22 protein-coding genes and 1 tRNA gene are annotated in these 19,974 nt (G+C 61.1%); 16 read left to right on the forward strand and 7 right to left on the reverse strand.

The genetic code is table 11. From position 1 onward, the window contains the following. The first annotated feature begins 15 nt into the window (after window positions 1-15). Both RPG13_RS20675 and RPG13_RS20680 read left to right on the forward strand, forming a co-directional pair. Window positions 16-90: transfer RNA gene (locus RPG13_RS20675), tRNA-Val, on the forward strand. Between the two features lie 69 nt (window positions 91-159). Continuing rightward, complete coding sequence (locus RPG13_RS20680; RefSeq protein WP_337125865.1) at window positions 160-1,089, forward strand: endonuclease NucS domain-containing protein; 930 nt, start codon at window positions 160-162, stop codon at window positions 1,087-1,089. A 110-nt stretch (window positions 1,090-1,199) separates the two neighbouring features. On the opposite strand, the gene RPG13_RS20685 is transcribed toward RPG13_RS20680, so the two are convergent. After that, window positions 1,200-1,556, reverse strand: a complete 357-nt coding sequence (locus RPG13_RS20685) for a hypothetical protein (RefSeq protein WP_337125866.1) — start codon at window positions 1,554-1,556, stop codon at window positions 1,200-1,202. Window positions 1,557-2,018: 462 nt separating this feature from the next. Between RPG13_RS20685 and RPG13_RS34985 the strand changes: the two genes are divergently transcribed. The 8 genes from RPG13_RS34985 to RPG13_RS20720 all read left to right on the forward strand — a co-directional run bounded on the left by RPG13_RS34985 (window position 2,019) and on the right by RPG13_RS20720 (window position 9,005). After that, a complete protein-coding gene (locus RPG13_RS34985) occupies window positions 2,019-2,252 on the forward strand; it encodes a GcrA family cell cycle regulator (protein ID WP_442921346.1) in 234 nt (77 codons plus the stop codon). A 230-nt stretch (window positions 2,253-2,482) separates the two neighbouring features. Continuing rightward, the gene (locus RPG13_RS20690; RefSeq protein WP_337125868.1) at window positions 2,483-2,758 is read left to right on the forward strand and encodes a hypothetical protein; all 276 of its coding nucleotides are present in this window, start codon (window positions 2,483-2,485) and stop codon (window positions 2,756-2,758) included. A 763-nt stretch (window positions 2,759-3,521) separates the two neighbouring features. Further along, window positions 3,522-4,730: an ABC transporter substrate-binding protein gene (locus tag RPG13_RS20695; RefSeq protein ID WP_337125869.1), complete on the forward strand. Its 1,209-nt coding sequence runs from the start codon at window positions 3,522-3,524 to the stop codon at window positions 4,728-4,730. A gap of 69 nt (window positions 4,731-4,799) precedes the next feature. Beyond that, window positions 4,800-5,867 (forward strand): carbohydrate ABC transporter permease, encoded by a 1,068-nt coding sequence (locus tag RPG13_RS20700; RefSeq protein WP_337125870.1) that lies wholly within the window; start codon window positions 4,800-4,802, stop codon window positions 5,865-5,867. 1 nt (window position 5,868) lies between these two features. Then, window positions 5,869-6,744 carry a carbohydrate ABC transporter permease gene (locus RPG13_RS20705; protein WP_337125871.1) on the forward strand — a complete coding sequence of 292 codons (876 nt, stop codon included), beginning with the start codon at window positions 5,869-5,871 and terminating at the stop codon, window positions 6,742-6,744. Window positions 6,745-6,895: 151 nt separating this feature from the next. Further along, window positions 6,896-7,966: an ABC transporter ATP-binding protein gene (locus RPG13_RS20710; RefSeq protein WP_337125872.1), complete on the forward strand. Its 1,071-nt coding sequence runs from the start codon at window positions 6,896-6,898 to the stop codon at window positions 7,964-7,966. A gap of 130 nt (window positions 7,967-8,096) precedes the next feature. Next, the gene (locus RPG13_RS20715) at window positions 8,097-8,348 is read left to right on the forward strand and encodes a PepSY domain-containing protein (RefSeq protein WP_337125873.1); all 252 of its coding nucleotides are present in this window, start codon (window positions 8,097-8,099) and stop codon (window positions 8,346-8,348) included. Window positions 8,349-8,528: 180 nt separating this feature from the next. After that, window positions 8,529-9,005, forward strand: coding sequence for a hypothetical protein (locus tag RPG13_RS20720; RefSeq protein ID WP_337125874.1), 477 nt, complete (start codon window positions 8,529-8,531; stop codon window positions 9,003-9,005). Between the two features lie 125 nt (window positions 9,006-9,130). Here the strand turns inward: RPG13_RS20720 and RPG13_RS20725 are convergent, their stop codons facing one another. Both RPG13_RS20725 and RPG13_RS20730 read right to left on the reverse strand, forming a co-directional pair. Further along, a complete protein-coding gene (locus RPG13_RS20725; protein ID WP_337125875.1) occupies window positions 9,131-11,083 on the reverse strand; it encodes a L,D-transpeptidase family protein in 1,953 nt (650 codons plus the stop codon). Window positions 11,084-11,295: 212 nt separating this feature from the next. After that, window positions 11,296-12,042 (reverse strand): 3-oxoacyl-ACP reductase family protein, encoded by a 747-nt coding sequence (locus RPG13_RS20730; protein WP_337125877.1) that lies wholly within the window; start codon window positions 12,040-12,042, stop codon window positions 11,296-11,298. A 100-nt stretch (window positions 12,043-12,142) separates the two neighbouring features. On the opposite strand from RPG13_RS20730, the gene RPG13_RS20735 reads away from it, so the two are divergent. Next, a complete protein-coding gene (locus RPG13_RS20735; protein WP_337125879.1) occupies window positions 12,143-12,757 on the forward strand; it encodes a TetR/AcrR family transcriptional regulator in 615 nt (204 codons plus the stop codon). 62 nt (window positions 12,758-12,819) lie between these two features. On the opposite strand, the gene RPG13_RS20740 is transcribed toward RPG13_RS20735, so the two are convergent. Continuing rightward, entirely contained in the window at window positions 12,820-13,731 is a 912-nt protein-coding gene (locus RPG13_RS20740; RefSeq protein WP_337125881.1) for an alpha/beta hydrolase, read from the reverse strand. A gap of 47 nt (window positions 13,732-13,778) precedes the next feature. Between RPG13_RS20740 and RPG13_RS20745 the strand changes: the two genes are divergently transcribed. Then, the gene (locus RPG13_RS20745) at window positions 13,779-14,231 is read left to right on the forward strand and encodes a MarR family winged helix-turn-helix transcriptional regulator (protein ID WP_091590958.1); all 453 of its coding nucleotides are present in this window, start codon (window positions 13,779-13,781) and stop codon (window positions 14,229-14,231) included. Between the two features lie 20 nt (window positions 14,232-14,251). On the opposite strand, the gene RPG13_RS20750 is transcribed toward RPG13_RS20745, so the two are convergent. The 3 genes from RPG13_RS20750 to RPG13_RS20760 form a co-directional block, all read right to left on the reverse strand. Beyond that, a complete protein-coding gene (locus tag RPG13_RS20750; RefSeq protein WP_095486833.1) occupies window positions 14,252-14,863 on the reverse strand; it encodes a pyridoxamine 5'-phosphate oxidase family protein in 612 nt (203 codons plus the stop codon). 422 nt (window positions 14,864-15,285) lie between these two features. Then, entirely contained in the window at window positions 15,286-15,924 is a 639-nt protein-coding gene (locus RPG13_RS20755; protein WP_292710872.1) for a glutathione S-transferase family protein, read from the reverse strand. A gap of 183 nt (window positions 15,925-16,107) precedes the next feature. Continuing rightward, window positions 16,108-16,461, reverse strand: a complete 354-nt coding sequence (locus tag RPG13_RS20760) for a gamma-butyrobetaine hydroxylase-like domain-containing protein (RefSeq protein ID WP_095486839.1) — start codon at window positions 16,459-16,461, stop codon at window positions 16,108-16,110. A gap of 199 nt (window positions 16,462-16,660) precedes the next feature. On the opposite strand from RPG13_RS20760, the gene moaA reads away from it, so the two are divergent. From moaA to mobB, 4 genes are all read left to right on the forward strand, one after another. Then, the gene (moaA, locus tag RPG13_RS20765) at window positions 16,661-17,656 is read left to right on the forward strand and encodes a GTP 3',8-cyclase MoaA (protein WP_292624215.1); all 996 of its coding nucleotides are present in this window, start codon (window positions 16,661-16,663) and stop codon (window positions 17,654-17,656) included. Between the two features lie 149 nt (window positions 17,657-17,805). Next, window positions 17,806-18,726, forward strand: coding sequence for a DMT family transporter (locus tag RPG13_RS20770; RefSeq protein ID WP_292624217.1), 921 nt, complete (start codon window positions 17,806-17,808; stop codon window positions 18,724-18,726). 58 nt (window positions 18,727-18,784) lie between these two features. Beyond that, window positions 18,785-19,411 (forward strand): molybdenum cofactor guanylyltransferase MobA, encoded by a 627-nt coding sequence (gene mobA, locus RPG13_RS20775; protein ID WP_127204548.1) that lies wholly within the window; start codon window positions 18,785-18,787, stop codon window positions 19,409-19,411. Continuing rightward, on the forward strand, window positions 19,408-19,917 hold the full coding sequence (gene mobB, locus RPG13_RS20780) for a molybdopterin-guanine dinucleotide biosynthesis protein B (protein ID WP_337125884.1): 510 nt from the start codon (window positions 19,408-19,410) through the stop codon (window positions 19,915-19,917). The genes mobA and mobB overlap by 4 nt, the downstream gene beginning before the upstream one ends. Window positions 19,918-19,974: the final 57 nt, after the last annotated feature.

Raw genomic sequence — 19,974 nt, forward strand, 5'->3', positions numbered from 1 at the left:
CTTCGGGCAACGAGCGGGCGATTAGCTCAGCGGGAGAGCACACCCTTCACACGGGTGGGGTCGCAGGTTCAATCCCTGCATCGCCCACCATAATCTTATAAGAGAATCCAGATATTAGGGCATGATGCTGGCGCTGCCGACAAGCGAGGTTCGGTTGGTATGAAAAGCTATTACCGCATCATGCTGGGTAAGAAGAGTGCGTTCGCGGCCGAGTGCTTCGCGGGAGGCTTCATCGGCGCGGATTTTGGGATTAACGAAGACCTCTCAAAAAAACTCCCCGACGAGTGGCGTGCCTTCAACAAGGCGTTTATTCCCGTCTACCTTGCCGGCCATCCCGGCAAATCCAAGGTCACGGCGGGCCTTGCCTGCGGTGCGCTCTGGACCATCGGAAAGGGTATCAACGCAGGCGATATTGTCCTCTGCCCCGATGGTGCTGGTTCCTACCGCGTCGGCGAGGTGACGGGCGGCTATTACTACGCTCCGGGCGACAATCTGCCCCACCGCCGCAAGGTGAATTGGCTCGACATCGCGATCGAGCGCGCGGCGATGAGCGAAGCACTGCAGAGTTCCACCGGCTCCATAGGCACCATCTCCAATGTATCGGTCCATGGCCCGGAGATCGAGACGTTCCTCAAGATCGCGCCGCCACCCTTGGCGATCATCTCAGCCGACCCCACCATCGAAGACCCCGTCGCTTTCGCGATGGAAAAGCATCTTGAGGCGTTCCTCGTCGTAAACTGGGACCAGACCGAACTCGCCAAGATTTTCGCTATCTTCGAGGAGGACGGCGAAAAGGTCGGCCAGCAATATTTGACTGACGCCGGACCAATCGACATTCTCGCCATCAGCAAGGACAAGAAGCGTCTGCTCGTTGTGGAATTGAAGCGCGGAAGAGCGAGCGATGTCGTGGTGGGTCAGGTGCTTCGCTACATGGGTTATGTGAAGGAGCAGATCGCCGAGCCTTACCAGACGGTTGAGGGCGCTATCATAGCTTTGGAAGACGACAAGAAACTGCGCTGGGCGCTGGCGGTTGTGCCGAACGTCTCGTTCTACCGCTATGAAATCCGATTCAAGCTGGTAAAAGCATGATAGCGGAGGTTCTCCGATGCCGTGGTTTTGTCAAAGGTCACCGCGAAACTCCATCTGCTGCATCCGATGGCGCTCGCGATCAGGTTATCTCCCGCAAATACGAGCCGCAATCAGCTTTGCATCATCGAGTGCAGGATAGCCTGCATGTGCTCTTCCAGATCGAGTTCGCCCCGTGTCTCAGTGGCTAACAGGTACTCGGCCTTGGCTCGGCGGTCGCCTCGGCTGATCGCAGGATAGGAGCAGATGGCCAGTAACGCTTCCTGTTCAATCCGGTCTGCCCTCTTGCGGTCGTGACTATTGCTGCCCGCTCGATGAACAACCCTGTGGAGCGCGACATAAGCGGCCTCATGGGCTCCAATCAGCGCCTGCAATTCGCGCGAGGTACATTTCCCTTCAGCAAACGCCGGCTCAACGACCGAGGCTACGGCGGTGAACGCAAGAAGCGTACGGCGGGTGATTTCGGGCATGCCTCATATCCCCTGCTTTCTGATCATGCCCGCACACCATAGCACTGGCGCAGCGGTTCGGAGAGGTGCTCTGGGACGCGACCACATTGTCTGCTGACAAAAAGTATCCGCCCGCAGCTCGCCCTCCTAGGGTTGGCCGGTTGAGGCCTGAAAACCAAAAGCGCGCAGCGCGTTGGGGCCCACAAGCTGCCCCTCACCCTGCCTGTCGATTAACCCGGGGGCCGAGCGATCAGTGGGACGACAACATCGCCCGCCGGGTGCCTTCGCGCTGCCAGCGGCACCAAGTGTGGCCTTAAGTCGCAATAATTGGGTTCCGAAATCAGGGCCTCGGCCTTCATTGACGCTGCGACCAACACCATATGCTGGTCTATAGCCCTCCAAAACGAGAGAAGCTTGCCCCGGCGGGGTCGCACTGCGGCCGTCAGGCGGCGATGGCTATTAACTAGGAACCTGAAAACCACCATGCCTGAAAATATCAGACTAACTTCGAGAGACGTCCCCCTCATTCAGCTAGGCGTCTATCAGTGCCGCTTCCCGGTGAGCGAAGACCCGTCAGTACCCGGCGGCTATCGTTTTTGCGCTGGGCCAACTTCGCCGGACCGCGTCTACTGCGATCACCACCACAGCATCGTGACCGCCGTCGAGCCTCGTCGAGCCCGTTCGGGTTTCCACCTCGCTCAACGACGCGCTGCGTGATAGGGCGGCGGACCCCACGAACCGGCCTCAGGGCTTGGCGCGGGGCGCTCCACGTCAGGTCGCACACCACATCGTCGGGGCCGATCAGTGCAGTGGGAGACCGCAGGCCATGCACTTCTACTGAAGCGGGCGGTGGGTATTTGTGCGTTACCTCCCCGGCTGTCGACTGGGCCTGCCCCTAAAACCAGCCGTCGGGGCTCCGCTGGCAACAGGCCTACCTCGAACGAGAGATGCTCACCGATGCCGTCAGCGACCAGGTCGAGGATGACGACACCACCCACAACGAGGGGGACCAAGCCATGACCGACACCAACACCGCCGACTACCGGCAGATCGCCGATGCCAGCACCGACGACATCGTCGTCATCGACCGCGGCGGCTTCGTCACCCGCTTCGGCACGGCCAGCGCCTACGAGGTCTTTCAGGCCGGCCTCAGCGCCCTGCACCAGAGCTTGTTCGACGAGACGACCGGTCGGTGGATCGTCGGTGCCGCCAAGGAGGACTAAGCCATGACCCAGCAAAAGTTCCACGCCATCCCCAAACACCTCGGCTATGGCCATGCGTCACCATTGACGGTTTAGTTCATTGCCGCTTCTGCTGTCCGGCGTGCTGTCGGCAAAGACGCGCGGATCAGGGGCCCCCCCAAAGCCATCCCCTCCCCGTTCGGCTCGACCGGTCGGGGGCCTCGCCATCCCTCGGACCGGCGTTCGCGCTCGTCGCAGCGCGGCCATGATCACGCCCTCATCCTCGTTAGGCTTCACCTCATTGTCGGCAAGGGCCGAGCGTGTGGCGGGCACCTCAGACGTTCGCCGCAAGATGTCTGTCACTTGAACCGCTATCCATGTCCCGTCCCGCGCGCTGGCGATGCCACGGCGATGAGTGCCTTCGCGATTTGCCGCAACGATTTAACTCCGCTCGCCTGAACGCGGCCGGGAGAAAGTTGACGGACGACGAAATCGTCCTAGGTGAGCTGCTATCTCAATAGTGGTACCCCGGGAACTGACGAGGGGAATCGCCGTCGACCTCCTGCTCCGACTAGGTGAAACTGCGCAATTGCAAATGCGTCCGGCTTCCGCGAACATTGCTGGACCCCATCAAGGGCCCGTAGCGGCCGACCCGAAACTGAGCGCTGGCTTCCCGGCCCGCTGTCCTGGCGGCCTCAGGGATGACCTTGGATCCAGCCAGCGTCCTTAAGTCAAAAGGGAGGAACAACCGATGAAACTGACAAAACACCTCGCCGGTGTGATGATCGCGTCGACTTGTCTGTGTGTGCCCGCGCTGGCGCAGACGAAGTTGACCATGTGGTATCACGGCGCCGGCAACGAGGTGGAGTCGCGAACCCTCAACCAGATCATCTCAGACTTCAACACCAGCCAGTCCGACTGGACGGTGAGTATCGAGAGCTTCCCAGAGAAGAGCTATAACGATTCCGTCGCGGCGGCGGCGCTGGCAGGCAACCTGCCCGACATCCTGGATGTGGATGGGCCCATCATGCCCAATTGGGCCTGGGCCGGCTATCTGCAGCCACTGCCGATCGACGAGAGCGAATTCGCCGACTTCCTGCCCGGCACCAAAGGTGTGTGGAACGGCAAGCTTTATTCGGTCGGTCTGTGGGACGCGGCGGTGGCGCTTTTTGCACGCCAATCGACACTGGACGAGTTGGGCCTGCGCACCCCGACCGTCGACAAGCCCTGGTCGAGCGAGGAATTCATGGCCGCGCTCGATGCCGCCAAAGCCTCCGGCAAGTATGAATTTGCCCTCGATCTCGGCATGAACGACCAAGCCGAGTGGTATTCCTATGCCTTCTCACCGTTTCTGCAAAGCTTCGGTGGGGACATCGTCGACCGTTCGACCTACCGGACCGCGGAAGGCGCGCTCAACGGCGAGGCTGCACAGGCCTTTGGCAAGTGGTGGCAATCGCTGTTCACCGGAGGCTATGCGCCTGGCACCAGTGAGGACCCCGCCGATCAGCAGACCGGCTTCATCGACGGCAAGTTCGCCTTCCAGTGGAACGGCAATTGGCGCGCGGTGGCGACGATGGCGGCCGTGGACGACGTTGTCTTTCTTCCAGCACCCGACTTCGGCGCGGGCAACAAGATCGGCGCGGGCTCATGGCAGTTCGGCGTCTCGGCCAAGTCCAAGCATCCGGAAGGTGCTGCCGAGTTCATCAAGTTCGCCGCGCAGGACAAATATCTGGCCGCCTTCTCCGACGGCATCGGCCTGATCCCGCCCACGCCCTCGGCGGCACAGATGACAAAGAACTACAAGGATGGCGGCCCGCTCGCGATGTTCTTCGACCTCTCTAAAGCACAAGCTCTGGTGCGCCCGGTGACCCCGGGCTACGTGGTCCAAGCCAAGGTCTTCACCAAGGCACTGGCCGACATCGCCAATGGTGCCGATGTGGCCGACACGCTTGATGCGGCGGTCGACGAGATCGACGCCGACATCGAAAGCAACGGCGGCTACGGCCATCGGTAGTTCTGTCGCGCCGGGGTCCTCGCCGGCCGCGGACTCCACGCTTTCTGGCTTCCTGGGCGGATATCGCAAATGGCGTCGAAACTAACCCTGTCGAACCGGACGGGCTGGACATTCGCCCTGCCGGGCTTCGCACTCATCTTCACATTCATCGTCCTGCCGTTTTTCTTCGCGATCGGTCTCTCATTGACAAATCAGCGGCTGCTGTCACCGAACCCCACCCAGTTCGTCGGGTTGGAAAACTATCGTCAGCTCCTGGGCTTTGCGGTGGTGACCCTCGAGCCAGAGCGCGACGAGGCTGGCGAAGTGGTCCGAGACGAGGCCGGCGAAATCCAGTACCCCCGCCTGCGTGCGATCACCCGTAGCGACGACTATCCCCAATATCGCGGCATGCGTGAGTGGTTTCGCTGGCAGTCCGGCGAGAACGTCATGGTCGTCATCGCCAGAGACGTTGTGTTCATGAAGGCGCTGGTAAACACCTTCCTGTTCGTTCTGGTCGTGGCGCCGGTGCAGGGCGGCCTCGCGCTGATGCTTGCTTTGCTGATCAACCAGAAGCTCAGGGGCATCAGCATATTCAGGACCATCTACTTCATGCCGGTGGTGGTCTCCATCGTCGTGGTCTCGCTTCTCTGGCGGTTCATCTATGACGGCCAGAACGGGCTGTTGAACAGCATTCTCCAGGGCCTCAGCTTCGGTCTTCTCCAGCCCGTCGACTGGCTGGGCGATCCCTCGACTGCGCTGCCCGCGATCATGGCCATGTCGATCTGGCAGGCCGTCGGCTTCCATATGGTCATCTGGCTGGCCGGGCTGCAGACGATCAGCCCCACGCTCTACGAGGCCGCCGCCATCGAAGGGGCTTCGAAATGGCAGACCTTCCGCTATGTCACCTGGCCGGGCCTGCGCAACACCGCCGTGCTCGTCCTTGTCGTGATCACCATGCAGGGCTTCGCGCTCTTCGCCCAGATCGACGTGATGACCAATGGCGGTCCGCGAGACAGCACCCAAACCCTCGTCTTCCAGGCGGTCGAGCGCGGTTATGGCAAGCAGGACATCTCGGGCGGCTCGACCATCTCGGTCATCCTGTTCGCGATCGTGCTCGCGATCTCACTCATCCAGCGCTGGCTGACTCGGGAGCGTTAAGATGGCTTTTAATCCCGACAATTACGGCCTGAGGCTCTTCGTCCGCTATCTGGTGCTGTGCCTGATCGCGCTGATCTTCATCTTTCCGCTCGTGTTCATGATCAACTCGAGCTTCAAGCCCGACAATCAGCTCCTCGCGGACACCTCCAGCCTGCGTGCCTTCCTGCCCGTCGGGGACATCAGCCTCGACAACTATTTCGGAGCGTTCCGGCGGGCGCCGGTCAGCCTGTTCGTCTTGAACTCGGTTCTGGTCACCGGGGCGACCGTCCTTCTCTCGTTGCTGATCTGCTCGCTGGCCGCATTCTCCTTCGCTTTCCTGCGGTGGAAGGGGCGCGATGTGGTGCTCTCGATCGTCATCGCGACGCTGATTATCCCTTTCGAGACCATCGCTATCCCGCTCCTGCTCCTGGTCTCGAAACTGCCCTGGATCGGACTCGATGGGCTGCAATGGGGCTGGCTGAACACCTACCGGGTGCAGATCATCCCCTGGATCGCCGACGGGCTGACGATCTTCCTGTTCGTGCAATATTTCAAAGGGCTGCCGGGCGAGCTGATCGAGGCGGGCCGGGTGGAGGGCGCGAGCTGGTGGCAGGTCTACTATCGCATTGTCATGCCGCTTTCAGGACCGGTTCTGGCGACTGCCGCCATCCTGAAGTTCCTCGTCATGTACAACCAATATCTCTGGCCGCTCATCGTGGTGCAGCAGGAAAACTATCGCCCGGTCATGGTCGGTCTCGGCTACTTCTTTCAACTCAACGTCGCCTGGGGCGAGGTCATGGCCTATCTCACCCTTATCACCGTCCCGGTGCTGATTTTCTATCTCTTCCTACAGCGCGCCTTCATCGCATCGATCGCCTCTACCGGCGTGAAGGGCTGAATACATGGTTGTCGCGCTCAAAGACAGCGGGTCTGGGACAGCGTGTATGCCCATGACGGCAAGCACTGGCACGGCTATTTCCTCAAGGACGAAAAAACGACCGGTGACCCCGAATTGCGACACATGAATCAGGAAACGGGAGCCATCGCTCATGGCTGAGGTCTCGCTCAAGGGCATCAAGAAATCCTATGGCCGCGTCGACGTCATCAAAGGCGTCGATATCCACATCAACGATGGCGAGTTCGTCGTCTTTGTCGGACCGTCCGGCTGTGGGAAGTCCACCTTGCTGCGCGTGATCGCCGGGCTCGAGGACATGACCGAAGGCATCCTCGAGATCGGAGGCCGGGTGGTCAACGAGCTCCAACCCAAGGAACGCGGTGTCGCGATGGTATTCCAGAGCTATGCCATCTTTCCGCACATGACCGTGCGCGAGAATATTGCGTTCGGTCTTACGATCGCGGGCGCTTCCAAGCAGGAAAAGGAGCAGAAGGTCGCCGAGGCCGCACGCATCCTGCAAATGGAACATTTGCTCGACCGCCGCCCAAGTCAGCTTTCGGGCGGCCAGCGCCAGCGAGTCGCTATCGGGCGCGCGATCACGCGCAAACCGGCCGTATTCCTGTTTGACGAGCCGCTCTCCAATCTCGACGCCGCGCTGCGCATGGACATGCGCATGGAAATCGGCCGGCTGCGCAAGCAACTGGGCACAACGATGATCTATGTCACCCACGACCAGGTCGAGGCGATGACGCTGGCCGACAGGATCGTCGTCCTGAAGGACGGTCAAGTCATGCAGATCGGAGCGCCGATGGAACTCTATCACGAGCCGGCCAACAGGTTCGTAGCCGGCTTTCTGGGAGCCCCGTCGATGAATTTCCTGAAAGTCGACGTTCTCGACCTTGATGGCGAAGCGGCAACGGTAGGCAACCGATCCCTGGAGCCGATCAGGGTGGCGACCAGAAGACGCCCCTTCCGGAAAGACGGTAAGGCCATCCTGGGCATCCGTCCGCAGCACCTCCGGGCGGTGCAACCTGGAAAAGGCATGCTGCATGGCGTCGTGGCACATGCCGAGCGGTTGGGCAGCGAGACGGTTGTGGACCTGACGCTTCGCGACGATCGCGAGCTCATTGCGGCCTTCAATGAAGACAAGATCTTTCAACCGGGTGACGCTCTGGAACTCGCGTTCGACACGGCCTTGGCCCATCTCTTCCCCGAGGAGGGATGAGCGCTGCAGACGCCGTAACGTGAGCAACAACAACGCGATGCATCGGCGCGATTCGCGAGTGTGCATCCAGAACCCCGGAACAAACTTGCATGGCCGCGAGTTTCTACTCGTCGAAGTGTGAGGGAAAGCCATGTCCAGATTTGTTTTGGCGGCCGCCGTGCTGCTTGTCGGCGGATCGGCATTTGCCGCGGACGAAAGCCCGCTGCCGCCCCAGAATGCCAGGAAACTGTCGGAAATAATCGCCAAGGTCGAGCAGCGCGACGACTTTCGTTACGTCGACGAGGTCAACTGGGACAGCGGCGCCTACACCGTTACCTATTACACGACCGACAAGGCGAAAGTCGAAATCACCTATGACCCCGTGACCGCCGAGCCGAAATAGATCGCTGCACTTTCCTCTAGGCAAATACGTGCGCAGCTTGGTGGCATCCCTCGGAGACTGGCAGCGCCGTAGCTTACCAAGAGCGGGGGCGAGTTCCTGCACGCTTTTCGGTGTCCCCTTGCGCCGATGCGCCTTTGATGGCTGATTGCAGCGCTATCATTGAGCCGCACGGGGGTGGGCATGGCGACGGTAAAGCATGTGGCGAAACGCGTTCTGATGATGCTCGCCGGCTATTTCGTTGCGGTGCTGGTCGGGCTGATCGCTGTGGCCACGATCTATGGTGCATTGAGTTCGCTGCCCGATGCGCCGGCGTACTTCGATTTCATGGGGGTCACCCCGATCGCGGCGCTGGTCGTGCCGCCGCTCGGCATGTTCATCTATTTCCTGACGATCGTGCTGACCGGCCTGCAGACGCTGATCTTCGCGCTGATCGCCGAATTGTTTTCGCTGCGCAATTTCCTGCTGCATATGGTCTTCGGCGCCGCAGCAGCGGCTGCCGGCTTCGCCTTGATCTGGCCCAGCGCGCCGGAGGACATCCGCCCCGAGCGCTGGGCCGATATCGGCATCATCGCCGCCGCCGGCCTTGTCGCCGGTCTGGTCTACTGGCTGATCGCCGGGCGCGAAGCCGGCTTCCGACGCCCGCTCTCCCAACCTTAGGACGGATCGACCAAGGCTTAGAGCAATTCCAGGAAAAGTGTGAAACGGTTTTCCGTCCGGAATTGCGCAGAAACAAAGAGATAGAGCGGTTCGGCGTTTCCGTGAAACGATGAACCGCTCTAGTCTCAGCTTGCCGGCGAGCGCACCGCTTCCGTGATGTCCAGCGCCTGCTGCAGCCGCGTGTCGCGGTCGTAGACGTCATGGAAGTATTCGACATTGCCGGACATATCAGGCCAGGCGGTGAAATAGGCGACATAGACCGGGATCGTGCGCCCCACCTTTTCGGTCGAATGTCCGTGCTTCAGCTTCTCCGCGATATAGTCGACCGAGGTGCCAAGCACGGCAGCCGCCATGCCACGCGGATCCTGCAGGCGAACGCAGCCATGGCTGAGTGCGCGCATGTCACGCTGGAAAAACGACTTTTGCGGCGTGTCGTGCATGTAGATTGCGTGCTTGTTGGGGAACAGTATCTTCAGCTCGCCCAGCGCGTTGGCCTCGCTCGGCAGCTGGCGCACGCCATAAGGTATCTTCGCGCCATAGGCGCCCCAGTTGACCGAGGAGGAGGGAATGCGCTTGCCGCGCGCATTGACCACTTCGTAGCCGGCGCGGTCGAGATAGCCGGGATCCCGGCGCAGCCGGGGCAGCATCTCGTTGACGAGGATCGACTGCGGCACGCCCCAATAAGGATGGAAGTCGACCTGCTCTACCTGATCGTAGAAGAAGGATGTCTGATTGGTGGTCTTGCCGATGACGGCGCGGGTCTTCAGCTTCTCCTCGCCATTTTCGATGTAGCTCGCCGTGAAAGCCGGCTGGTTGATGAAGACGCGCGGACTGCCGAGATCGGATGGCAGCCAACGCAACTCTTCCAGCGCGACCTTTACCTTCTGGATCTTGTCGACCTTGGACGTTCCGGCCAGCGCCGCCACGGTGCGCGGACCGATGACGCCGTCGCCCTTCATGCCGGCCTTCTTCTGCACCGCCTTGATAACCGGCACCAGTTCCAAGTCATAGACTTCGCTCGTGGCGAGCCGGGCCAATATCTCGCCATAGGCGCCGCCCATCTCGTCGTCGAGGTTGCGCGCGATCTTCGCCAGAAGCTTCGGCAGTTCGGGGCTGGTCTCGCTTGGCTTCAGCAGCAGCTTGGGATCGACGACGATCTCGTCTTCGGCGCTGGCCTGAAGCGATTCCAGTTCGACGCGCAGCGCCTGATATTCCACGTTCTGCGGATGCCGTGATTCGAGATAGGTGCGCGCTTGTTGGGTGCGTGCCAGCGTTTTCAGCACGCCTTCCATGTCGATCGGCTTGGTCGGAAAATCATAATATCCGGTCATGCGATTGGGGTCGACGCGACCGCTTTGCGCGTCATGAACGTAGCGCAGGACGCGCGCCGACAGTGCCATCTCGAAGCGGACCAGCTCCTTTAGCCGCGCATCGGCATCGCTGGTCGACGCGCTAGCCGCGGGCACTTCTACCGTGTAGTCGGCAGGTGTGAGGCCATAGCTCGCCGCCTCGCCAAGCACCCGCACCGCATCCTGCGCGCGGCTGTTAGCACTGGCTCCCGTTACCCAGATAAAATCAGGATTGGCCGAGTAATAGGCAACAAGCGCCTTGGCGATGTCTTTTTCGGCATAGAGTTCGTAGTCACCAAGGCCGGCGATCGCTTCGCGGAAGGCGGCGCCAGTGACTGAAGATGGAGTGGCGAAAGACGGCTGGAAGGCGGCATCCTGTGGCATTGCCGGCCCCGGCGTTACCACCAGCATCGAGAAGTCGACGCGCACCAGTGGATCGCTCTTGTAGGTGTAATAGGACGGGCTGCTGATTTGGGCGGCACCGCCCCCTCCGCCGCTGCGCTTGTTGCCTGCGCTTCGGGAAACGACCGGCGCCTTTGCGTTTGGCTTAAATAGTGACTTCTGCCTCGACGGCGGCGGGGGAAAATCACCTTGCGGTGTGTGCCGGATGCCGCCGCCGAAAAGCCTCTCGAAAAACCCTTGGGCGTCTGCCTGCGGCATGCCGAAGGCAAGCATTGCCGCGATCGCCGCAAGCGGCATCACGGTTGCTTTGTTTCCGAGAAATTTCATGGATCACCCGCTCCGGCTGCAACCGGTTCCCGTTCCGCACGCTTGACGGTCTTGCCCACCGTATGACGGGTGTAAGACGCGACTATACCGATTCATACCGATTTCGTTAAGCTTCCATAAATTTTGGGAAGGTCTGTTGCAGAACAGTTTCACGACGCCATGGCTACCGGAGCGAATTGGTTCCGCTCCGGTTCCGGGAATTGGCGCACGGGTCAGGCGTTGGCGCCGCCGTCGATAGTCAGTGCGGCGCCTGTCACGAAGCGCCCTTCGGGACCTGCCAGCCAGGCGACCATGCCGGCGATCTCTTCAGCCTTGCCGAAGCGAGGCGTCGCCATCTTCTGCCGCTGGTGCTCGGCGTGCGGGCCGCTGGCCGGGTTCATATCGGTGTCGGTCGAGCCCGGATGAACGACGTTGGCGGTAATGCCGCGCGAACCGAGGTCACGCGCCAATGCCTTGGTCAGGCCGACCAATGCCGCCTTGCTGGCCGAGTAGGCGCTGAGGCTGGTGTCGGTGACACGCTCGGCCAGATTGCTGCCGATGGAGATGATCCTGCCGCCCTCGCCCATATGCACTGCTGCCGCCTTCGACGCCACAAACGGGGCTCTGACATTGACCTCCATGGTTTCATCGAAGTCGGCAAGCGGCAATTCATCGATCGGCGCGGCGCGCCAGATGCCGGCGCTGTTGACGAGGATGTCGAGCCGCCCGAAAGCCTTCACTGTCTCGCCGACCGCCGCTTGGATTGCGGCAGCGTCGCGATTGTCGGCTTTGATGGCAATGGCGCGACCGCCGGCTGCCTCGATTTCTCCCACGACCGCACGGGCCTGCTCCTCGCCATTCACGTAAGTGAGCGCGACGCTGGCGCCGTCGGCCGCGAGCCTTCGCGCAATCGCTGCACCGATGCCGCGGCTGCCGCCGGTGACGAGCGCGGCCTTGCCATTCAAGCCGATGGAAGACATTCGTTTACTCCTTTTATGTAATGATCGATACATAAATGTCTGCCAGCCTTGCCCGGATGCGTCAACAGATTTATGTATCAATCAACACAGAAAGGATGCCATGACGGAACGAGGCCGCCCCCGCACCTTCGATCGAACCGCTGCGCTCCGGCGCGCAATGGAGGTGTTTTGGGCCAAGGGCTATGAGGGCGCATCGATGAGCGACCTGACCGCGGCGATGGGCATCAACTCGCCAAGCCTCTACGCCGCCTTCGGCAGCAAGGAAGCGCTCTTCCTCGAAGCGGTCGAGCTCTACACGCAGGTCGAAGGGACCGACATCTGGTCCGCACTGGAAAAGGCGCCGACGGCGCGCCAGGCGGTCGAGCGTTTTCTGCGCCAGACGGCCAAGGCCTATTCGCAGACCGATCGTCCGCAAGGCTGCCTGATCGCGCTCGGCGCGCTGCACCAGGACTCAAGCCGCGGCGCCATCTGCGATGACCTGCGCCGCCGCCGCGCCGAAAACCGCGCAGCCTTGCTCAGACGGCTGGAACGTGGCGTGGCGGAAGGCGAATTGCCCCAGGACTTCGACAGTAGTACTGCCGCGACCTTCTATGCGACCGTGCAGCACGGCATGTCGATCCAGGCGCGCGACGGCGCATCGCGCGCCGCCCTTCTGGCGACGGTGGCCGGGGCTATGGCCGCGTGGAAGGCGATGGCCGGCACGGGCGCAGCGTGACAATGCCCGACCGCGATGGGGACCGAACTCTCGATCCGGTACGGAGAAACGAGATATTCAGGTCAATGCAGCAGCGACGGTTCTCGGTGTTCGGCAACGAAGCCGATCGCGCGCTCGACCACGTCCTTGTCGGCGAGAATGCGGCGATGGCCGAGCCCGTCCGCCCAGTAGAGCGTGACGTGGTCGCCGGCGCCGGCATAGAGCCTCGCATGGTCGGCGGACACTTCGCGGTCGTCCGGCGCATGGATGACCAGCGTTGGCACTGGCGTGCGGGCAAGCTGGCGGTCGCCGACGAATTCGTGCAGCGGCCGGCCGGCGATGCGTTCGACCCGGTCCGCCATGGCGGCCTGCGAGCGTGGGCCGACACTCAGCATGCGGCTGAAATCGTTGAAGATCGCCGGCAGCGAGCTCGGGGCCGCGATCAGCACCAGCCGCTCGGCCGCCAGCGGCGGAATGTTCTTGACCGAACCGACGACGGCATTGGCGGCGACGGCGCCGCCGAAGGAATGGCCGACGACCGCCACGAACGGGCCGAACCATTCGCCGGTCAGCCGTGCGGCTTCAACAGCACTGACCAGTGTGAGTCGGCGGCCCTGCGACTGGCCGTGCCCCGGCAGGTCGAGCGAGACAACCTTGTAACCGGCGTCACGATAGCCTTCGATCAGCGTGCGCATATATTCGGTGCGCGAACGCCAGCCATGGATGACGAGCACGGTGCCGACGGCCCGCCTGCCCGGCTCTGGCCTGAATTCATGCGCCATGACGCACCCGTTTTTGGTCTTCAGCCGATGATGGCGCGCCTCGGCCATGAAGCCGGCGGCGCGGTCGACGGCGCGTCGCTCGCCGTCGCTGAGGATCTTGGCGTTCGGCGTGCGGCAGAACAGTTCGAACGCCGCACGCCCGGTAAGGCGGGGAGCCACGTGTTCGGCAGCGGCAAACACGCCCCGGATGACCTTCAATCCAAATGATGCCATAGTGGCGATCCATCCATTCGTTCAAGCATGAACATAATAGTTCAAACATGAACATTAAACAAGAGCTACCCTGGGACAACCCGCGTTTTCGCAACTGGGTCGCGGTGGCGCGCGCTTGCCATGTGCTGGAGCGCACGCTGGCGGTGAAGCTCGCGCCGCTGGACCTCAAGCCGGCGCAACTCGACGTGCTGATGAACCTTTACCGCCATCCCGGCATGTCGCAGCATGATCTCGCCCGCCGGCTGCTGGTCGGCCGTTCCAACATCACCATGCTTTTGCCGCAACTCGAGACACGCGGCCTGCTGCGCCGCGAAGGTGACCAGAAGGACAAGCGGGTGCTGCGGCTTACCTTGACCGAAGCCGGCACGGAACTTCTGATGCAGGCGCTGAAGGTCCATATGGCGCTGATCGAGAAAGCGATGAGCCAGTCGACGCCGGAGCAATGCGACATGATCGGCGAGCAGATGCGCAAGATTGCCGACGTTCTCAAGGAAGCGTGACGGGGCCGGTAGCGATCCGCTCACCACATCGACTTTTTCGCGCGCTCCGGCCACTCTTTGTCGTAGGCCTCGCCGTCGATGCCTTTCCGGCTGGTGATTTCCAGGATTGTTCCAGGTGTCGGCAGCGATTTCGGATCGACATGCCTCGCCGGGTTCCACAGTTCCGACCGGACAATCGCGCGGGCGCACTGGAAATAAACCGAATCGACATCGATGACCGTGACTGAGCGTGCCGGCTTGCCGTCGACGCTGAACGAGGCGCAGAGCGCGGCGTCGGTGGTGATATGGGCGCGGCCGTTGACGCGCAGCGTCGTGCCGGAGCCTGGGACCAGGAACAACAGGCCGACGCGCGGATCGCGAATGATGTTTTTCAGCGAATCGGCACGGTTGTTGCCGCGCCGGTCCGGCATCATCAGGGTTTTCGGATCGTGGATGCGAACAAAGCCGGCGAGATCGCCGCGCGGTGAGCAATCCAGCCCTTCCGGCCCGCTGGTCGCGAGCGCGACAAAGGGCGAGGCTTCGATGAAGGCAGCGTATTCAGGGATCACATGGTCGAGTTCCTTGACCAGCGAGGTCTCGCCGGGCAGGCCATAGAGCGCTTCGAGCTGTTCGACCGTGGTGATAACGGGCATGTTTTCGTCTCCGAGTATCCGCCGCCGCTACTCCATATCCGTGACGTTTTGACGACACGTGCTGCACGTCTTTTCGGTTGTCTGGAAACGGGTGTCGAACCAACGATATAAGGGGCAAGTCGCGTCAACCGTACGATACTGATCACGGAGACCGAAATGGATAAACCACTCGATCGGCGACGCACCGCCATGGAACTTCTTGAAAACATGTTCGAGGTTGAAATGCGCTTCCTGCAATCAGGGCCGGCGAGCCTCGACACGCTTGCTAGCGCATTTCATGCCGAGATTGTCGTGCATGAGCCGCAGTCCTTGCCCTATCGAGGCCATAGCGTTGGTTTCCCGATAAACAACGCTACCAGATTAAAGCACGAGCGAGTATTGATCGGTGGCCTTGCCAATCTTTGGATTCGGCAATGCAACAGCTACTCCCAGAGGGATATTCCTTCTTGCGCTATAGCTCGTTGCACAGCCGCACGTTCCTCCAGTCGACGAGTATGAGTGGTCCAAGCTGGATAAGTATTTTGCATATCAATGGCCATACGATTTCCCCACCGATAGAATACGAGCAAATATGGATCAACGATTGAGTAGCACTCTCCTATTGCCCAAACTCGGTCCTTCATCTTGGTATCTATAAGAGCAAATGCGGAGGCCAAATGCTCCTTTCCTCTTTCAACCAACGGTGCGTACATCGTTTCATCCGGTAAGAAAAAGTCGGCGCGCCAGATCATTCGGACGGCGACCGCGTGAACCGCACTGGATAGCCAGTTAAACCATTCGATGGAACGGACGACATTTGCTGCCTCCGCTCCCAGGAGGCCCGTGTCTGGGTTCGTCAGGCCCAGGTGCAACAAAATTGCCGGCGCTTCAGTGAGAGTGAAATTCTCGGCAATGAGAACAGGGATTCGCCCTTTCGGATTGAATCGACGGAATTCGTCGGTTTTGGTTTCGGGATGGCCGGGAGACATCAACGCTAGCGAATATGGTCTTCCAATCTCCTCCATGACGATGTGAGGCGCAAAAGAGCATGAGCCTGGCGCAGCATAAAGTGTGTAATGCATTAGTTCCTCCGAAAACCGTATCTTTCTTGTTTCACTATGCACTGGTTGCGAATGGCATTTGGCTGGACCTGAAAGAGGTTTATGCTTCAAGGATGACCGGTTGATCGAAGGCACGCCGTTTTATCACGACACCGGCGAGATACTGGCGATCCTGCGTTGACCAGGGCGTCGTGCGGGAACCATTCAACGATCGCGGCTTAGCCCCTTGTCTTCCAACTCGGCGAGATAGGCGGCCCAGCGTGCCTCCTTCTCATGGCCCAGCGTATGCAGGTAATTCCAGGTGAAGATGCCGGTATCGTGGAAGTCGTCGAAGGTGATGCGGACGGCATAGTTGCCGACCGGCTCGATCTTCAGGATCGCAACATTGCGCTTGCCGGGAACGGTCACGCGCTGTTCGGGCGAATGGCCCTGCACTTCGGCCGATGGCGAGACAACACGCAGAAACTCCGCCGGCAATTCGAACGGCTGATGGTCAGGGAAGGTCACGGTAAGCAGCTTGCGGTCCTTCGAGACCCTCAGTTCCTTCGGCGCCGTCATGGTGATAGATTCCGCATCATCTGTCCTTTCCCTACGCCGCTTCACGCAACGGGAAAAGGCCGCTTCGAAACTTCCGACGCAATCTGTCGGCGGCGCGATGTTACCAAAGATCGAGACCTCTTATCTTGAATAGCAGGTTGGATCGTATCACATAGCCATATATAACGATGCCGTTCGCAGCCACGGGAAACGCACGAGCATGGACATGATCGATCCTTTTGGTCGCACGATCAGCTACCTGCGCGTGTCGGTCACCGACCGCTGCGATTTCCGCTGCACCTATTGCATGGCCGAAGATATGGTGTTCCTTCCCAAGAAGGATCTGCTGTCGCTGGAAGAGCTCGACCGGCTGTGCACGGTTTTCATCGAGAAGGGTGTGAGGAAACTGCGTCTTACCGGCGGCGAGCCGCTGGTGCGCAAGAACATCATGCATCTCGTGCGCCAGATTGCGCGTCATCTCGAAAGTGGTGCGCTGGAAGAACTGACGCTGACCACCAATGGCTCGCAGCTTTCCCGCTTTGCCGCTGAGCTCGCCGATTGCGGGGTCAAGCGCATCAATGTCTCGCTGGATACGCTGGACCCGGAAAAATTCCGCCAGATCACCCGCTGGGGCAATCTCGACAAGGTCATGGATGGCATCGACGCTGCGCAGGCGGCGGGGCTGAAGGTAAAGCTCAATGCGGTGGCGCTGAAGGATTTCAATGACGCCGAGCTGCCGGAAATGCTGCGCTGGGCGCACGGCCGCGGCATGGAGTTGACGGTCATCGAAACCATGCCGATGGGTGAAATCGATGCCGACCGCACCGACCAGTATCTGCCGCTGTCGCTGCTGCGCGCAGCACTGGAGCGGCAGTTCACGCTGACCGACATTCCTTACAAGACCGGTGGTCCGGCCCGCTACGTCCACGTCGCCGAGACTGGTGGCAAGCTCGGCTTCATCACGCCGATGACGCATAATTTCTGCGAAAGCTGCAACCGCGTCCGGCTGACCTGCACCGGCACGCTCTATATGTGCCTCGGCCAGGAAGATGCCGCCGACCTGCGCGCGCCGTTGCGTGCCTCCGAAGGCAATGAACTGGTCGCCGACGCCATCGATGAAGCCATTGGCCGCAAGCCGAAGGGCCATGATTTCATCATCGACCGCCGCACCAACCGTCCATCGGTGTCGCGGCACATGAGCGTCACCGGCGGCTGATCTTCTCGCTCACACCGCCGAAATAAATCCTGCCGCTCTTGCGAGGAGGATGTAACGGGCCATGGAACGGCTGTGGACTAGCCCTTTGACGTTGCTGTTTTGCAGCCGGCTGCTAGAGGCTTGATGCAGAACCACAACCGGTAACGCCCTTGCCTCTTTCGCCAAACCTGCGCGGCGCGTTGTTCATGATGGTGGCCATGAGTGGCTTCACCCTCAACGACGCGATCAGCAAATTCTCGTCGGAATCCATGAACATGGCGCAGGTCATGCTGATCCGCGGCGCCTTCGCTTCGCTTTTTATAGGCCTGCTTGCCTGGCAACGCGGTGCGCTTGCCCTGCCCGGCTCGATGTTGCAGCCGATGGTTGCGGTGCGTGTCGCCGGCGAAGCCGGTGCTACCGTGTCGTTTCTCATTGCTCTTGCCCATCTGCCAATTGCCAACGTCTCGGCCGTGCTGCAGGCGCTGCCGCTTGCGGTGACGATGGGCGCAGCACTTGTGTTCAATGAAGGCGTCGGCTGGCGGCGCTGGCTGGCCATCGCCGTCGGCTTTGCCGGCGTGCTGATCATTGTGCGGCCCGGCCTCGAGGGGTTCAGCATCTATTCGCTGCTGGCGCTGGCCTGCGTCGCCTGTTGCGCGGTGCGTGATCTCGCCACCACGCGAATACCGCAGGCCGTTCCGACATTGCTGGTGTCGACCGCCACAGCACTTGCCATGACAGTGCTGGGCGCGGCACTGCTTCCGCCAATGGGTGGGTGGACACCGATGACGGGAAAAAGCACGGCGCTGCTAGCGCTTGCGGCAGTGCTCGTGGTCATCGGTTACCAGTTTATCATCATGGCGATGCGGGTGGGCGACATCTCGTTCGTCGCGCCGTTCCGCTACACAGCCCTGCTCTGGTCGATCCTGCTTGGCCTGTTCATCTTCGGTGACGTCCCCGACCTGCCGATGATACTCGGCGCCACCGTCATCGTCGGCTCCGGCCTCTACACACTTTACCGCGAACGGATCGTCGGCCGGCGAAAGACAGCCGCCGAAAGCGCTGGACCTGATATGGCGCCGGACGGCATATAGACGAGCCCCGAGGGTCGCTGGAACCTGACGATTGGGGCCGGCGAGAAGACAGCAGACGATGAACCGAGATATTGCAGGGATCATTCTGGCCGGTGGCCAGTCGCGGCGAATGGGTGGTGGCGACAAAAGCTTGCTTGCGCTGGGAGGCCGCCGCGTGCTCGACCATGTCGTCGCGCGCCTTGCCCCGCAAGTCGGACCGCTGGCGCTGAGCGCCAACGGCGATCCGACACGCTTTGCCAAGTTCGGACTGCCGGTGCTTGCCGATACGGTCGAGGGTTACGCGGGGCCGCTTGCCGGCATCCTTGCCGGCCTCGAGTGGGCGTCCATGGCTTGCAGTGTGGTCGTCACTGTCACTGGCGACACGCCGTTCTTTCCCGAGGATGTGGTCGGGCGGCTGGCCGCGGTGGTCAAGGAACGTCCCGGCGCGATCGCTGTCGCCAGTTCGGGTGGCAAGCGGCATCCGACGTTCGCGCTCTGGCCGCTTGGTCTGCACGACGCGTTGCGACGTTTCCTGGTCAATGAAGACAATAGGCGGGTTTTCGCCTTCATCGAGCGGCACGGCTTTGTCGATGTCGAATTTCCGATGTGGAACTCCGGTGGGCACGAGATTGATCCTTTCTTCAACATCAATACGCCCGACGACCTTGCCGAAGCCGAACGTCTGTTGCAGACCATGAGGCCATGATGAGACGCGTCTTCGGCATCACGGGCTGGAAGAATTCCGGCAAGACGACGCTGACCGAAAAGCTGGTCGCCGAACTTGTCCGGCGTGGCTGGAAAGTCTCGACGGTAAAACACGCCCATCATGATTTCGACATCGACAAGCCGGGAGCGGACAGCTTTCGCCATCGGCAGGCCGGAGCCACGGAAGTCGCCATTGTGTCGGACAGGCGCTGGGCCCTGATGCATGAATTGCGCGGCGAGGACGAGCCGACGCTGGACACGATCCTGTCGCGGCTCGGCACCTCCGACATCGTGCTGGTCGAAGGCTACAAGCGCGAGGCGCACAGCAAGATCGAAACACGGCGGCTGGAGGCTAAGGACCGGGCACCGCTTTCGGCAAATGATTCGCATATCGTCGCCATCGCCGCCGACTTCGCCATAGCGGGCGAAAGCCTGCCTGTCTTCGATCTCGACGACACGAAATCGATAGCCGACTTCATAGAGCGCACGACAGGCTTGAAGCGCTGAGGGCATTTGCGAAGGGGCCCTATTTCGCCGCTATTAGGCCTGCCCCAACGTCATCAT

This window comes from Mesorhizobium sp. ISC15, assembly GCF_037162615.1.
GTDB classification, from domain to species: Bacteria; Pseudomonadota; Alphaproteobacteria; order Rhizobiales; family Rhizobiaceae; genus Mesorhizobium; species Mesorhizobium mediterraneum.